This window comes from Rhizobacter sp. P1_G5 (assembly GCF_056405435.1).
Genome location: NZ_JBFUCB010000104.1, coordinates 1 through 13683, shown reverse-complemented (window position 1 = coordinate 13683; position 13683 = coordinate 1). Strand labels below are relative to the sequence as shown.

14 protein-coding genes are annotated in these 13683 nt (G+C 67.0%); 8 read left to right on the top strand and 6 right to left on the bottom strand.

Annotated features, from left to right (window positions below; genetic code table 11):
- Window positions 1–24 precede the first annotated feature (24 nt).
- Entirely contained in the window at window positions 25–783 is a 759-nt protein-coding gene (locus tag AC1D12_RS10255; RefSeq protein ID WP_477840265.1) for a HesA/MoeB/ThiF family protein, read from the top strand.
- Here AC1D12_RS10255 and AC1D12_RS10250 read toward each other — a convergent pair whose 3' ends face one another.
- The 5 genes from AC1D12_RS10250 to AC1D12_RS10230 form a co-directional block, all read right to left on the bottom strand.
- Complete coding sequence (locus AC1D12_RS10250; RefSeq protein WP_465113817.1) at window positions 784–1749, bottom strand: Bug family tripartite tricarboxylate transporter substrate binding protein; 966 nt, start codon at window positions 1747–1749, stop codon at window positions 784–786.
- A gap of 83 nt (window positions 1750–1832) precedes the next feature.
- Window positions 1833–2831, bottom strand: coding sequence for an Ldh family oxidoreductase (locus tag AC1D12_RS10245; RefSeq protein WP_465113818.1), 999 nt, complete (start codon window positions 2829–2831; stop codon window positions 1833–1835).
- A complete protein-coding gene (locus AC1D12_RS10240; protein WP_477840263.1) occupies window positions 2828–3733 on the bottom strand; it encodes an NAD(P)-dependent oxidoreductase in 906 nt (301 codons plus the stop codon). The genes AC1D12_RS10245 and AC1D12_RS10240 overlap by 4 nt, the downstream gene beginning before the upstream one ends.
- 7 nt (window positions 3734–3740) lie before the next feature.
- Window positions 3741–4916: a UxaA family hydrolase gene (locus tag AC1D12_RS10235; protein WP_477840261.1), complete on the bottom strand. Its 1176-nt coding sequence runs from the start codon at window positions 4914–4916 to the stop codon at window positions 3741–3743.
- A gap of 11 nt (window positions 4917–4927) precedes the next feature.
- Window positions 4928–5209 (bottom strand): UxaA family hydrolase, encoded by a 282-nt coding sequence (locus AC1D12_RS10230; protein WP_047503134.1) that lies wholly within the window; start codon window positions 5207–5209, stop codon window positions 4928–4930.
- Between the two features lie 132 nt (window positions 5210–5341).
- On the opposite strand from AC1D12_RS10230, the gene AC1D12_RS10225 reads away from it, so the two are divergent.
- The 7 genes from AC1D12_RS10225 to AC1D12_RS10195 all read left to right on the top strand — a co-directional run bounded on the left by AC1D12_RS10225 (window position 5342) and on the right by AC1D12_RS10195 (window position 12908).
- Window positions 5342–6127: a GntR family transcriptional regulator gene (locus tag AC1D12_RS10225; protein WP_477840259.1), complete on the top strand. Its 786-nt coding sequence runs from the start codon at window positions 5342–5344 to the stop codon at window positions 6125–6127.
- Entirely contained in the window at window positions 6124–6954 is an 831-nt protein-coding gene (locus tag AC1D12_RS10220) for an inositol monophosphatase family protein (RefSeq protein ID WP_477824999.1), read from the top strand. The genes AC1D12_RS10225 and AC1D12_RS10220 overlap by 4 nt, the downstream gene beginning before the upstream one ends.
- 45 nt (window positions 6955–6999) lie before the next feature.
- Window positions 7000–7914 (top strand): LOG family protein, encoded by a 915-nt coding sequence (locus AC1D12_RS10215; RefSeq protein WP_477840257.1) that lies wholly within the window; start codon window positions 7000–7002, stop codon window positions 7912–7914.
- A gap of 13 nt (window positions 7915–7927) precedes the next feature.
- The gene (gene rocF, locus AC1D12_RS10210) at window positions 7928–8842 is read left to right on the top strand and encodes an arginase (RefSeq protein WP_477840255.1); all 915 of its coding nucleotides are present in this window, start codon (window positions 7928–7930) and stop codon (window positions 8840–8842) included.
- A gap of 112 nt (window positions 8843–8954) precedes the next feature.
- Window positions 8955–9404, top strand: coding sequence for a type III secretion system chaperone family protein (locus tag AC1D12_RS10205; protein ID WP_477840253.1), 450 nt, complete (start codon window positions 8955–8957; stop codon window positions 9402–9404).
- 23 nt (window positions 9405–9427) lie between these two features.
- Window positions 9428–9808 carry a CesT family type III secretion system chaperone gene (locus AC1D12_RS10200; protein ID WP_477840251.1) on the top strand — a complete coding sequence of 127 codons (381 nt, stop codon included), beginning with the start codon at window positions 9428–9430 and terminating at the stop codon, window positions 9806–9808.
- 64 nt (window positions 9809–9872) lie between these two features.
- Entirely contained in the window at window positions 9873–12908 is a 3036-nt protein-coding gene (locus AC1D12_RS10195) for a hypothetical protein (RefSeq protein WP_477840249.1), read from the top strand.
- 2 nt (window positions 12909–12910) lie between these two features.
- Here the strand turns inward: AC1D12_RS10195 and AC1D12_RS10190 are convergent.
- Window positions 12911–13683 (bottom strand): hypothetical protein (locus AC1D12_RS10190; RefSeq protein ID WP_477840247.1); only part of this gene is annotated, 773 nt, incomplete at its 5' end.

Below are 13683 nucleotides of genomic sequence, written 5' to 3'. Positions count from 1 at the left end.
CCCTCCACCCTCATATCTGCCCCGATGAACGACGACCAGCTGCTGCGCTACTCCCGCCACATCCTGCTCGACGAGCTCGACATCGCCGGCCAGCAGCGGCTGCTCGATTCGCATGCGCTGGTGATCGGTGCCGRCGGGCTCGGCTCGCCGGTGGCGCTGTACCTCGCGACCTCGGGCGTCGGCACGCTGACGATCGTCGACCACGACACCGTGGACCTGACCAACCTGCAGCGCCAGATCGCGCACGACCTGTCGCGCGTCGGCCAGCCGAAGGCGGCCTCGGCCGCACGCTCCATCGCAGCGATCAACCCCGACGTGCGGGTGCATGCGCTGACCGAGCGCGCCGACGCGCAGCGCCTGGACACGCTGGTCGCCGCGGCCGACGTCGTGCTGGACTGCAGCGACAACTTCGTGACTCGCCATGCCGTCAACGCCGCCTGCGTGGCGCACCGCAAGCCGCTGGTGTCGGGCGCGGCGATCGGCTTCGACGGCCAGATCTCGGTCTACGACACGCGCGACGACACCGCGCCGTGCTACGCCTGCCTGTTCCCGCCCGATGCGGCGTTCGAGGAGGTCGCCTGCTCGACGATGGGCGTGCTCGCACCGCTGGTCGGCATCATCGGCAGCATGCAGGCCGCCGAGGCGCTGAAGCTGCTGGCCGGCATCGGCAGCTCGCTGGCAGGGCGCCTGCAGATGCTGGACGCCCGCCGGATGGAATGGAACGAAGTCAGGCTCAGCCGCCAGCCCCACTGCCCGGTGTGCGGGCAGCGCGGCCACGCCTGATCAGTCGGGTTTGATGTTGGCGGACTGAATCACCTTCGCCCAACGGGCGACCTCGTCGTGCAGGAAGCTCGCGAAGGCTTCCGGCCCGCGCGCATCGATGCGGAAACCCTGCGTGCGCGCCCGCTCTTCGAGCTCGGGCGTCTGCATGATGCGCACGACCTCGGCGGCGAGCTTCTTCACCGCGGCATCGGGCATCGAGGCCGGCGCCATCAGGCCGGTCCAGTTCTCGGTCAGCAGCTCCGGCAGGCCGGCCTCGGCGGTCGTCGGCACCTCGGGCACCAGCGGGTGGCGGGCAGCACTGGCGATGGCGATCGCGCGCAGCTTGCCCGATTTCACGTGCGCGATGCTCTCGGGGAAGTTCGAGAACACCACGTCGAGCTGGCCGCCGATCAGGTCGGTCATGGCCGGCGAGCCGCCCTTGTACGGCACGTGCTGGATGTTGGTCTTGGCCAGTTCGTTGAACAGCGCGAGCGTCAGGTGCGGCGGCGTGCCGTTGCCGCTGGAGCCGGCATTCAGGTTGCGCGACTTCGCGGCAGCCGTCAGGTCCTTCAGCGTCTGGATCGGGCTCGCCACCGGCACCACCACCAGGATCGGCGAGCCGGCCAGCAGCGCGACCGGACGCAGGTCCTTCGAGAAGTTGTAGGCCGCCTTCGGGAACAGCGTGACGTTGGCCGCATGCGTCAGCGTGATCGCGAGCAGCGTGTTGCCGTCGCCGGGCGACTTGGCCGCCACATCGGCGCCGATCTGCCCGCCGCTGCCGGGCTTGTTGTCGATCACCACGCTGACCTTCCAGCGCTCGCCGAGCTGCTGGCCGACCAGGCGCGCCATCACGTCGGTCAGGCCACCGGGCGGGAACGGCACCACGTAGCGGATCGTCGCGCCGGGCTTCGGATAGTCGCCCGCCTGCGAAAAGCCCAGCGCAGGCCACAGGCCCGCGGCACCGATCAGTACTGCTCGTCGCTTCACGCTCGTCTCCTTCAAATGGCCGGCATGCTGCCCGCGACGCGGGCTGGCTGCAAACCTATCGATATGCGCGGAAAGTCGTAGCTTCAGGACAGCTGTTGCGCTAGCGCCTCCGACACGTTCAGTCCATCACGTTCCGCGGCGCGCCGCAGCTGCTCGCGTCGCGCGCCCGGCAGCCGCACGCCGTCGTCGCGCAGCATCTCGTGCACCAGCACCTCCAGCCGGTCGAGGAACATCTCGCGCCCGGCCAGTGCGCCCGGGTCGATCACGATGAAGGTCTGGCCCAGGTGCGGCCGGTTGCCCTCGTCGACGAAGAAGCTCGATGCCTCGAAGCCGAAGTTCGCGCCGATCAGCGCCGTGACGAGCAGCTCGACCACCAGCGCCAGCATCGCACCCTTCGGGCTGCTGGCGGCGCCGATCGCGAGCATCGAGCCCTCCATGCCGGCCTTCGGGTCGGTGGTGGGCTCGCCGTTCGCATCCAGCGCCCAGCCGAGCGGGATGCTGCGGCCTTCCTTGGCCGCCACCATCAGCTTGCCGCGCGCGACCTCGCTGAGGCTCAGGTCGATCAGCAGCGGGTCGGCATCGCGCCGCGGGAATGCGGCCGCCACCGGGTTGGTGCCGAAGATCGGATGCCGCCCGCCGGCCGCCGGCATCGCCGACGGCGAGTTCGAGAAGCCGAGCCCGGCCATGCCGGCCGCGGTGACCGCGCGCAGGTGATCGACGACGACACCGCAGTGGTGGCTGTTGACGATGCCGACGATGCAGATGCCGAGCTCGCCGGCGGTGCGGATCGCCTCGGCAATGGCCAGGTCGCAGGCCGGGAACGCGAGGCCCTCCTGCGCATCGACGACCAGCGCCGCGCCCTTGCGCTTGACGACCTGCGGCTGCGCCGCGCCGTTGACGCGGTCGCAGCGCAGGTGGCCGCTGTACTGCGCGACGCGGCTCAGCCCGTGCGAGGCCAGGCCCTGCGCCTCGGCCAGCACCAGCGCGCGGGCGGTCGATTCGGCCATCGCGGCGTTGGCGCCGGCGCGCTGCAGCGCGGCCGCGACGCGCGCACGCGCCTCGTCCATCGTCAGCACCGTCATGCGAGGGCCTCCAGCACCTTCGCCGCGATCAGCGCCGACACGCGCTCGTTGGCCTCGGCGGTGACGCCGGCGATGTGCGGCGTCAGCAGCAGGTTCGGGCAGCCGGCGAGCGGGCTGCCGGCGGGCAGCGGCTCGGCCTCGAAGACATCGAGCGCCGCGCCGGCCAGGTGCCCGGCGTGCAGCGCCTCGGCCAGCGCCGCCTCGTCGACGACGCCGCCACGCGCGGTGTTGATCAGCACCGCGCCGGGCTTCATCGCGGTCAGGCGCCGCGCATCGATCAGGTGGCGCGTGCTGTCGAGCAAGGGAACGTGCAGGCTGACGACATCGGCCTGCGCCAGCAACGCGTCGAGCGCGAGCGACGGCAGGTCGGCGCCGGCCGGCATCGCGGCGTCGTGCGCGATGACCTGCATGCCCAGCAGGCGCGCCAGCCGCCCGGTCAGCTGCCCGATCGAGCCGTAGCCGACCAGCCCCAGCGTCTTGCCGCCGATCTCGCGCCCATTCGTCAATGCGGCTCGCGGCCACTTGCCCGCGGCGACCTCGGCCGACGAGCCGTAGGCGCCGCGCAGCAGCAGCATCGCGGTCGCGACGACGTACTCGGCCACGCTCTGCGCATTGGCGCCGGTGGCCGGGATCACGCGGATGCCGCGCGCCTCGCAGCCGGCCAGGTCGAGGTTGTCGAGGCCGACGCCCAGGCGCCCGACCACCCTGCAGCGCGTGAGCGCCGCCAGCAGCTCGCCTCTGACCTGCGTGCGGTTGCGCACGATCAGCGCGTCGACGCTGGACGCCAGCGCGATCATCCGCGCCGGGTGGTCGACCAGCGTCGCGTCGTGCACGACCTCGTGCTTCGCGGCCAACTGCGCCACCGCCGGCGCATCCATGAATTCGGTGATGAGAATCTTCATCGCCGGATCATGCACTCTCGAAAAGCCGGGTCAGCACGAACTCGCGGTGGCCCAATGCCTCGGCCGCGGTCAGCCGGCCATTGGCGGTGCGCAGCATCGATTCGAGCAGCTGGTCGCCCGCCTGGTCGAGCGTGATCTCGCGCTGCAGCAGCCCCGAGGTGTCGACGTCGATGTGCTCGCCCATCAGCCGCACGGTGCGCGGGTTCGCGCAGATCTTGATCACCGGCACGATCGGGTTGCCGATCACGTTGCCCTGGCCGGTCGGGAAGAAGTGCACCGCGAAGCCCGACGCCGCGCACAGCGTCACCATCTCGGCCGCGRCCGACGACGAATCCATGAACCACAGGCCCGGGTGGGTCGGGATCTCGGCCTTGTCGATCACGCCGTCGACGGTGCAGGTTTTCCCGATCTTCTRGATGTTGCCGAGCGCCTTCTCCTCGATCGTCGTCAGCCCGCCGGCGATGTTGCCCTTGGTCGGCTGGCTGTCGGAGAGGTCGCTGGTCTTGTGGCGGTTGATCATGTCCTGGTAGCGGTTGAACATGAACATGAAGCGCTCGCGCACCGTGTCATTCGCGCAGCGCGCCGCGACGATCTGCTCGCCGCCGGTGATCTCGGAGGTCTCGCCGAAGCACAGCGTGCTGCCCAGCGGGTGCAGTTTGTCGAACGCGTTGCCCACCGTCGGGTTCGCACCGCAGCCCGAGGTGGTGTCGGATTCGCCGCACTTGGTGGAGACCCACAGCTCGCTGATGGCGCAGGCCTCGCGCTGTTTCTCGCTCGCCCACTGCACGTACTCGCGGGCGGCGCGCGAGGCGCGCAGGATGGTGTCGTGGTCGCCGTGGCCCTCGATGCCGAAGCCGATGACCGGCTTGCCGGTGGCGGCGATGCCGTCGACGACCTTCTTGGTCCAGCCGTCCTCGATGCCGATCACGACGACCGCCGCGACGTTCGGGTTGCAGCCGGCACCGATCAGCGTGCGGAAGTGCAGGTCGAGGTCGGCGCCGAACTGCAGCCGGCCGTACGGGTGCGGGATCGCCATCGTGCCCTTGATGTTGTGGGCGACGGCCTCGGCCGCGGCGTTGGACAGGTCGTCCAGCGGCAGGATGATCACGTGGTTGCGCACGCCGACGCGGCCGTTCTCGCGGCGGTAGCCGAGGAAAGTGGTGTTCTTCGAAATGACTGCCATGGTGGATCCCGTTACCAACGCTTGGTCTTGATGTTCTGGACGTGGGCGTGCTCGCCCGCCTTGATCGGCGCGACCACCTTGCCCATGTCGATGCCGTACTTCAGCACCGTGTCGCCGACGGCCATGTCGCGCAGCGCGACCTTGTGGCCGATCGGGATGTCCTGCCGCGCGACCAGCTCGGTCATGCGGTCCTCGTCCATGATCCAGCCGGCCAGCGGCATGCCGGCCTTGACGCCCTCGACCACCACCACCGCGACGCTGTCGTGGGCGTCGTGCAACACGAAATGAATCATCCGGAAACTCCTGCCGCGCAACAGCGGCTGCCTGCAACGATGGCGGCGAATATCGGCCGGCGTTTCCCGGCTGTCAAACCAGTCATCCATATGACTTGGTTGACCTGGACCTTTGGCCCGTAGAATCGCGGCATGCCGACCRCGCCCGTGCCAGCCCGTCCGCACTTCGAGGCCATCGCCCCGGAGTCGGCCGGCATGCCGCTGTACCGCGTCGTGAAGCGCGCGCTGCTGCAGTCGATCGAGGCCGGCACCTGGGCGCCGGGGCAGACGCTGCCGAGCGAGACCGAGCTGGCGCTCGCGTTCGGCGTGTCGATCGGCACGCTGCGCAAGGCGGTCGACGAGCTGTCGGCCGAGCACATCCTGGTGCGGCGCCAGGGCCGGGGCACCTTCGTCGCGACGCACTCGGCCGACCGCTTCCTGTTCCAGTTCTTCCACGTCGAGCGCGCCGACGGGCTGCGCGAGGCGCCCTCCGTCGAGCTGGTGTCGTTCGACCGCACGAAGCTCGACGAACCGGTGGCCGAGGCACTGGGGCTGCGCGCCGGCGACGCGGCTTTCCAGTTCGAGAACCGGCTCGCGCTGCAGGGCCGCGCGGTCATCCTCGACCGGCTGACGCTGCCGGCCGGCCTCTTCAAGGGCMTGACCGAGAAACGGCTGCGCGAGCGGCCGAGCACGCTGTACCAGCTGTACCAGAACGAGTTCGGCATCACCGTCGTGCATGCGCGCGAACGCGCCCGCGCCGCGGCGGCCGACCGCCATGTGGGGCGGCTGCTCGGCATCGCGGCCGGGCTGCCGGTGATGCAGGTGCACCGCGTCGCGCTGACCTTCGGCGACAAGCCGGTGGAGCACCGCGAATCGACCATCAACACCGCCCAGCACGACTACGTGAGCCTGTTGTCCCGGAAGGATGCTGCCCGATGACCGCGATGACCGAACCTCTCGACCTGCTCGCCGCCTACCGGGTGGCCGAACGCGCGGCGCGCGCGGCCGGCGCCCACCTGCAGGCCTCGCGCTCGCGGCTGAACGCGGTGGCGCTGATGCGCAAGCAGCCGGGCGACCTGGCCAGCGAGATCGACCACGAGGCCGAGCAGCTGATCCACGACGTCGTGCGCCGCGCCTACCCGGGCCATGCCTTCCTCGGCGAGGAGACCGGGCGGCAAGGTGCGAGTACGCCAGGCGAGCCAGGCGATGGCGACCCGCCGCTGTGGGTCGTCGACCCGCTGGACGGCACCGCCAACTACCTGCGCGGCTACCCGCAGTACGCGGTGTCGGTTGCGCTGGTGGTGGGCGGCGAGCCGGTGCTGGGGACGATCTTCGACCCCTGCCGCAACGAGTTCTTCGCGGCGATCCGCGGGCGCGGCGCGCGGCTGAACGGCGCGGCGCTGCAGTGCGCCGACCGGGCCCGGCCGATCGACGCTCTGGCTTCGACGGTGTTCCCGAAGCCCACGTCGCCGCGCATGGCGAGCTACCTGGGCGAGTTCGGCCGCGTGCTGCGCAGCTTCGGCGGCGTGCGGCGCTCCGGCTCGATGGCGCTGGAACTGGCCTACCTGGCGGCGGGCAGGATCGACGCGTTCTGGGAGCACGACATGGGCGCCTGGGATGCCGCCGCCGGCATCGTGCTGCTGCGCGAGGCGGGGGCCGGGATCGAGGCGCGCGACGGGCGGCCGCTGCTCGAGAGCCGCTCGCTCGCCGCCAGCACCCCGGCGATGCGCGAGGCCTTCGCGGCCGTGCTCTCGCAGGCCGGATGATTCACGCCCGAAATTCACACCCCGAGCGGCGTTAAGCTGCGCCCCATGGACAAGCGAACCGACCTCACCGCCCGCAATTTTCCGTCAGCCCGCCAGGAGGCCGACAAGCCCCAGGCCCCGGCCGGCCGCTACGACGGCCCCGAGAGCGCCTACCGGCTGGCGTTCACCGACACCACCTTCCTGCTGCGCGAGGAACTGCGCCCGGTGCGCATGCAGCTGGAGCTGCTGAAACCCGAGCTGGTGCAGACCGAGCAGGGCATCGAGTCGACGATCGTGATCTTCGGCAGTGCGCGCATCGTGTCGCCGGATGTCGCGCAGCGCCTGCTGGGCGACGCGCAGGCCGCGGGCGATGCCACGGCGCTGCGCATCGCCGAACGGCATGTGGCGATGTCGCGCTTCTACGATGAAGCGCGCAAGTTCGCCGAGATCGTCACGCTGAGGTCGAAGACGCTCGCCACGCCGATCTACGTCGTGACCGGCGGCGGCCCCGGCATCATGGAGGCGGGCAACCGCGGCGCCTACGAGGTCGGCGGCAAGAGCATCGGGCTGAACATCGTGCTGCCGCACGAGCAGGCGCCGAACCCCTACATCACGCCGGAGCTGTGCTTCCAGTTCCACTACTTCGGCATGCGCAAGATGCACTTCCTGATGCGCAGCATCGGGCTGGTGTGCTTCCCCGGCGGCTTCGGCACGCTCGACGAGATGTTCGAGGCGCTGACGCTGATCCAGACCGGCAAGTGCCGGCGCCGGCCGATCCTGCTGTTCGGGCGCGAGTTCTGGACGCAGCTGATCAACTTCGAGCTGCTGGTGCAGACCGGCATGATCAGCGAGGTCGACCTGCAGCTGTTCCGCTTCGTCGAGACGGCGGAAGAGGCGTGGAGCGTGCTGGAGGCCGAGTACGGGATGGCGCTGGCCGAGGTCGATCCTGATGACAAGAACCACTTTGCGACCGACCTCTGAAGAGACCCGAGACATGAGCAAACAGATCAGCATCATCGGCGCGCCGACCGACATCGGCGCCGGCACGCGCGGCTCGAGCATGGGCCCGGAGGCCTTGCGCGTGGCCAACATCRTGCCGGTGCTCGAAGGCCACGGGCTGGAGGTGGCCGACCGCGGCAACCTGGCCGGCCCGTCGAACCCRTGGTTGCCGCCGGTCGACGGCTACCGCCACCTGCACGAGGTGGTGGCCTGGAACCAGGCGGTGCACACCGCGGTGCATGCCGAGCTGGTGCTGGGGCGGCTGCCCATATTGCTGGGCGGCGACCACTGCCTGGGGCTGGGGTCGATCAGCGCGGTGTCGCGGCACTGCCGCGAGACGGGCAAGAAGCTGCGCATCCTGTGGCTCGATGCGCATGCCGATTTCAACACCAACATCCTGACGCCGAGCGGCAACCTGCACGGCATGCCGGTGGCGTGCCTGTGCGGGCACGGCCCGAAGGAGCTGATCGAGATCGGCGGGCACGTGCCGGCGATCAACCCGAAGTGGATCCGCCAGATCGGCATCCGCAGCGTCGACGAGGGCGAGAAGCGCTTCGTGCACGAGATGGACCTGGAAGTCTTCGACATGCGCTACATCGACGAGATGGGGATGCGGCATGCGATGGAGCTGGCGCTGGCGACGCTGGACGCGAACACGCACCTGCACGTGAGCTTCGACGTGGACTTCCTCGACCCCGACGTGGCGCCCGGCGTGGGCACCACGGTGCGCGGCGGGCCGACCTACCGCGAAGCGCAGTTGTGCATGGAGATGATCGCCGACACCGGCCGGCTCGGCTCGCTCGACGTRATGGAGCTGAACCCGGCGCTGGACGTGCGCAACCGGACCGCGGAGGTGGCGGTGGATCTGATCGAGTCGTTGTTCGGGAAGAGTACGTTGATGAGGAAGTAAGAGCGTACCGCCGCCTCGTTCACAGGGAACCGACGGACCGGCGCTGTTACTCAACCTGCAAGATGCTGCAGCGATGTCACCTGCAGCCATAGAAAAGCTTGCAGGAGACACCATGACGACCGAGATTCGCCTGTGGCGAAGGCACTTCATCGAGTTGACGGAATCGCTCTATCGCCTGCGCGGGCAGACGCCGCCACCCGTCGGCGACGCGTTCGAAAGAGGCTGGCAGACAACGCTGCAATGGCACGGTGTCGGGTTCCGGCTGCTGCATGACGATCCTGACGACGCGATCGGCCGGTTTGCCCTGCAGTGCGCCTTCTGCACAGTCCCCCAGGAAGCACCGGCCGATGAGCTGATGCGCGCAGCGCTGGAGATGAACCACGTCCTGGCACGGCAAGCCGCCGGCATGTTCGTGTTCGACACCGACACGCGGGAACTGATCTACAGCCTCCTGTCGCCCTTGCAAGGTGCCACAGCGTCGGGCGTGCTCGGAACGATGGAGGGCCTGATCCCCTTGGTCGCTCACTGGCGGGCCACGATGCCTCGGGTGATGTGCCATTGATGGACGAGACCGGAGCCATCAGCATGCACAACGCCGTGTCCACCCCATCGGACTACCCGATGCCCCTGCTGACAGTCGACATCACCTTGCAAGGGGAGTCGTTGACACTGACTCGCGTCACCGGTGTCCGCGCCTGCGATCAACTGGTCATCGAGTGCCGGATGGGGGCTGTTCCACCGGGGCATGAAGCGCGGCTGTACGAGCGGTTGCTTCATCTGAATTTCCAATTCTGCACGCTGCAAGGCAGCGGCTTCAGCATCCACCCCGACACGGCGGAAGTCACCTGCGCCGAAACGCACGACCTCGACACCGCAAACGCTGAGCGGCTGTACGCCCGCGCGGTACGCCTCGCGGTTGCCGTCCGAAAGTGGCGCCCGTTCCTGTTCGGCGAAGAAGCCCGTTGATTCAGCGGGCGAGTCCCGATTCCGACGGCGCTCGTCCTCTCCGAAATCTGAGTTCCTACGCACCATGCTCTATTGCTTGAAATCCCGGCACGTCTCGCCTGACAACAGCATCAGCAATGCCGGCAACGATGTCGAGAACGAGACGAGTTCGATAGACGGGCAGATGGAATCCGGATCGCGCCCAAAGGGAAAAGCGTTCTCAGTGAATACGAATGTTCAATCGACATTGACCGGTGGCGACACTTCGCGCGAAGGTATCGAGGCAACTATCAAGGCGCTTGACAACGCCATCCAGGCCGAACGGACGACTTGGCGCAAGAGTTTCAAGCACGGCTCGGAATTCAAGAAGCTGATGAAGGACTACCACCGCGGCTATCAGCAACTGCGCGAGGACCGGCAATCCGGCCGGACCAATCAACACGACATTGAAAGGCGTGCAACCGCACTTGGCACCCTACTCGCACAAGCCTACGGATTGGCCACCAAAGACGATTGGACTGACGAAACAAAGCGTCGATGCAAGAACATGGGCGATGCTTATGTCGACCCGTCGGTGTTCGTCAATGACCTCAGCAGCGGGCTCCTGATTGCAAAGACCCTCCTGGGGTTGGTTCTCGACATCGCTGCGGTGGCAGCGCCCACTCATGCGGTTGCATTGAAGACCGCGAAGGCCAGCTTCAACATTGCCTATGCAGTCCTCCAGTCGTTCGTCACCTGCTGCGTAGGGATCGTGGGGAGTGGCACGAATCAAAGCAAGGTCGTACAGGAAACGGCCTTTGTCGCACCCCGGTTCATGCCCGATCAACCCACCACCAGTTACAAGGACTGGAAGGGCAAGGATGCGCCCCCTCCTTCGATGGCTCATGTCAAACGGGATCTCAAGCTCGTCAAGAAAGTCATCGCGGCAAGCCTGGCCAAGGCAAGCCAAACCGGGAACGATGCCGTCGAGACCATGAAGGAGAAGCTGGACAGGCGAAAGGCGCGCACCGAGCGATTGATCGGGCAGATGACGAGGAAGAACAATGACGGGACAGCCTCGCAACTGACGGGCCCCGAAAAACTGAAGCGGCAAAGACTCATCGACCATCGCGACTTGATCGAGGACTTGCTGAAGACTCTGGCCCCAGTCGAAGAACGGTCGAATGAAGAACAGTCGAGCGATAGCGACCCCCCCGCCCCGTCAGAGGTACATGAAGATCTGCGGGCGCACCGGACTCGGTTGATCGACGAACTGGCGGTCGGAGATCGGATGACACGAGCGAACGTTCAGCACCACGTCGGCGATGGGAAGTGGGTGCGCAGCATGCTGAACATGTGCAACGGCCTTGCCTCGGTCATCAAGGCCGGCCATGAAATCGCCTCGAACGCGAGCGGCTACGACGCCGGCAAGATCACCGCAAGCGTCGTTTCGATGGCATTGAGCCTCACCCAAGTGTTGTTCTATCGATCCACGCAGGGATCCGCGTCCGGAAAGGACCATTGCAACAAGATTGCCAGCTTGTTTGCGTTGATCAGCCAGACCGAGCTTGGCAACCTCAGTGCGGAGGGGAGCAACAAGATCGATTGCAAGAAACTGGACAAGCTGGTGGTCGGCCCGTTCATGACGCGAATGAAAACAATGAGCAAGGTCCTGAAGTTCCGCAGCAGTGTTTTCATGTCGGTCATCATCGGCCACATCAAGAGCGCTGATGCGCTCAAATACATTCCCGACAGGCCCGACGGGGGGCGAAGCATTCCCTTGACGTATGAGGGACTCCAGAGTGAGTTCAATGCCATCATCAAGGAAAAGGAAGCCAAGGAAAAGGAAGCCAAGGAAACGGCGAACAGCAGCGGCGAAGCAAAGGCCTCCAGCAGCGATGACTCCAGCGACCAAGGCCCCATCGCGAAGACAACGGGCGCCATCGATGATTTCGTCCGCCACGCGCTGGCCGAGGTCCACGCGGCACAGGCCACGAAAGACACGGTCGATCGGCTGCTGAAACAACTGGGTAAAACTGATCTCGCGGCCAAGTACGCTGAAGAGGGGAACCTGCAGGCACTCCATGAGAAAGATCTATTGCATCCTCACGTCATGAGCGAGCTCATCGGATCTCTCAGTCACGCGCGGTTCCTGTATGACGACAAAGCCTGTGACGAGGAGGAGCACGCCAGGTGGTTCGACGAACGCCTCACTCGATTGGGTGCCGAAACCGAAATCAACCTTCGCACGGGAAATGGCCCGCAGATTGCGAGCAAGGGCGGCGTTGCGTTTGCCAACGGCGCGGGAGGCAATGGCAGCTTCTTCGCGATCAAGGCGGGGATCACCGTTGCGTCGAGCACGACCCAGCTGATTGCCGGCTTCGACAACCCATGCTCCGACTGGATCGATCTCGTCGGCAGCCTGTTCTCCTGTGTCGGTCCCGTCTGTGGCTCGACCTCCGGCTATACCTACAGGAACACGAAGCTGAAGAACGACATGCGCGCTGCCTACAAGGCAGCCGGCGTGGTCGTGCCGCCCAACAGCGGAATCCAGAAGAAAGGGGAACGAGATTTCATGCCGGTGTTCAGCCTGTCATCCATGCGACAGCGAGCCGAGGACTTCGACACCCTCATACCACCCTACATCGACGCGAACGACCTGCCTCCGCCTTTCGATTACGAGTGTGAAACCTCGGTCCTTGGGGAGATGTGGGACCAGGCGGTGAAGCCCGTGCCGTTGTTTTCAACAAAGCTCCTGCGGAAATGGGCAAGCCCTCCGACTCGGAAGCCGGGCGAGCTGGATCCCGATCCCATGGCGACCCTCCGCAAGGCGGGGCTGGTCTCGACCCAGGAAGACTCTTCAAGCGGCAGCGAGTCGACCACTCTCGATGGTCTATCGGAGCGTGATTTCGCACCCAGCAAGGATCCCGACCGCACGGGCAATGAGTCATTCGTCGGCAACCAGGGCACACGGAAACTCAACCGCAAGGCCGATGGCGGCCAGCCTGCGCGCAACGATAGAAGCGAGGATTCATCCCCTCGCAAAAGGAATGCACAGAACGACAAGCGCAAGGTCAACGGTGGCAACAAGACATTGAGTGAATATTCGGAAGGATTGGAAGCCATGAACATCTTCCGCTGATTTCAGCCCCCGATCGCAGGCACTCCCACGACCCGCGTCAGCGCATCCACGGCGGAGCGGTTCACCCCCCGACCCTCCCCACCCACCTCCATCCACCCCGCCTCCACCATGTCCAACTGATGCACCCCCCGGTACACCGCGAAATACAGGCTGACCCCGAGCACGCCGAACTCCGCCGCACTGGCCTGTTCGCTCAGCGGCACGCGCAGCACCGGCACGCCGCCGAACGTGAAGGTCTCGATCGCGGCACCGCCCAGCGGCTGCAGCGTCGAGCTGTCGCGGAAGATCACGCCGCCCTGGCCGTCGAAGCCCATCTCCACCGCACTCGCATCCAGCCCGCGCAGCGCGCGCCATGAACCGCTGCCGTCCGGCTGCACCTGGCGCAGCGCGATGAACTGGTCGAGGCTCGCGAGCGTCATCCCGAACGGCTCGCCCTCCTCGCGCACATGCGCGTACCCGCCGGCGCGCCACTGCACGCGGGCATGGTGCCGGTAGCGCTGCGCGCCGTCGGGCCAGGTGCCGCTCACCGCCACGTCGGCACTGCCGCCCACGTCGTCGCGCGCGATCGCGCGGCCCGCCAGGTCTTCCACGTCGCGCAACTCGGCCGCGATCGCGACACCGCTGCGCAGCTGCAGCACGCGCCCCGCGTCCAGCCGCTGCGCGAGCGTCCCTTGCGGATCGCCCTCCAGCCAGCCCGCCGTCTCATCGAGAAAATCCRATCGCTCGCTGATCGGCGCATAGCCCTGAAACGCGGTGTCGACCGCCGGATCGAAGC

What these genes read in the sequence shown, in the direction of transcription:
- AC1D12_RS10245 (WP_465113818.1), bottom strand. Translation starts at nt 2,831, where the DNA reads ATGACGGTGCTGACGATGGACGAGGCGCGTGCGCGCGTCGCGGCCGCG.
- AC1D12_RS10240 (WP_477840263.1), bottom strand. Translation starts at nt 3,733, where the DNA reads ATGAAGATTCTCATCACCGAATTCATGGATGCGCCGGCGGTGGCGCAG.
- AC1D12_RS10230 (WP_047503134.1), bottom strand. Translation starts at nt 5,209, where the DNA reads ATGATTCATTTCGTGTTGCACGACGCCCACGACAGCGTCGCGGTGGTG.
- AC1D12_RS10220 (WP_477824999.1), top strand. Translation starts at nt 6,124, where the DNA reads ATGACCGCGATGACCGAACCTCTCGACCTGCTCGCCGCCTACCGGGTG.
- AC1D12_RS10215 (WP_477840257.1), top strand. Translation starts at nt 7,000, where the DNA reads ATGGACAAGCGAACCGACCTCACCGCCCGCAATTTTCCGTCAGCCCGC.
- AC1D12_RS10205 (WP_477840253.1), top strand. Translation starts at nt 8,955, where the DNA reads ATGACGACCGAGATTCGCCTGTGGCGAAGGCACTTCATCGAGTTGACG.
- AC1D12_RS10200 (WP_477840251.1), top strand. Translation starts at nt 9,428, where the DNA reads ATGCACAACGCCGTGTCCACCCCATCGGACTACCCGATGCCCCTGCTG.
- AC1D12_RS10195 (WP_477840249.1), top strand. Translation starts at nt 9,873, where the DNA reads ATGCTCTATTGCTTGAAATCCCGGCACGTCTCGCCTGACAACAGCATC.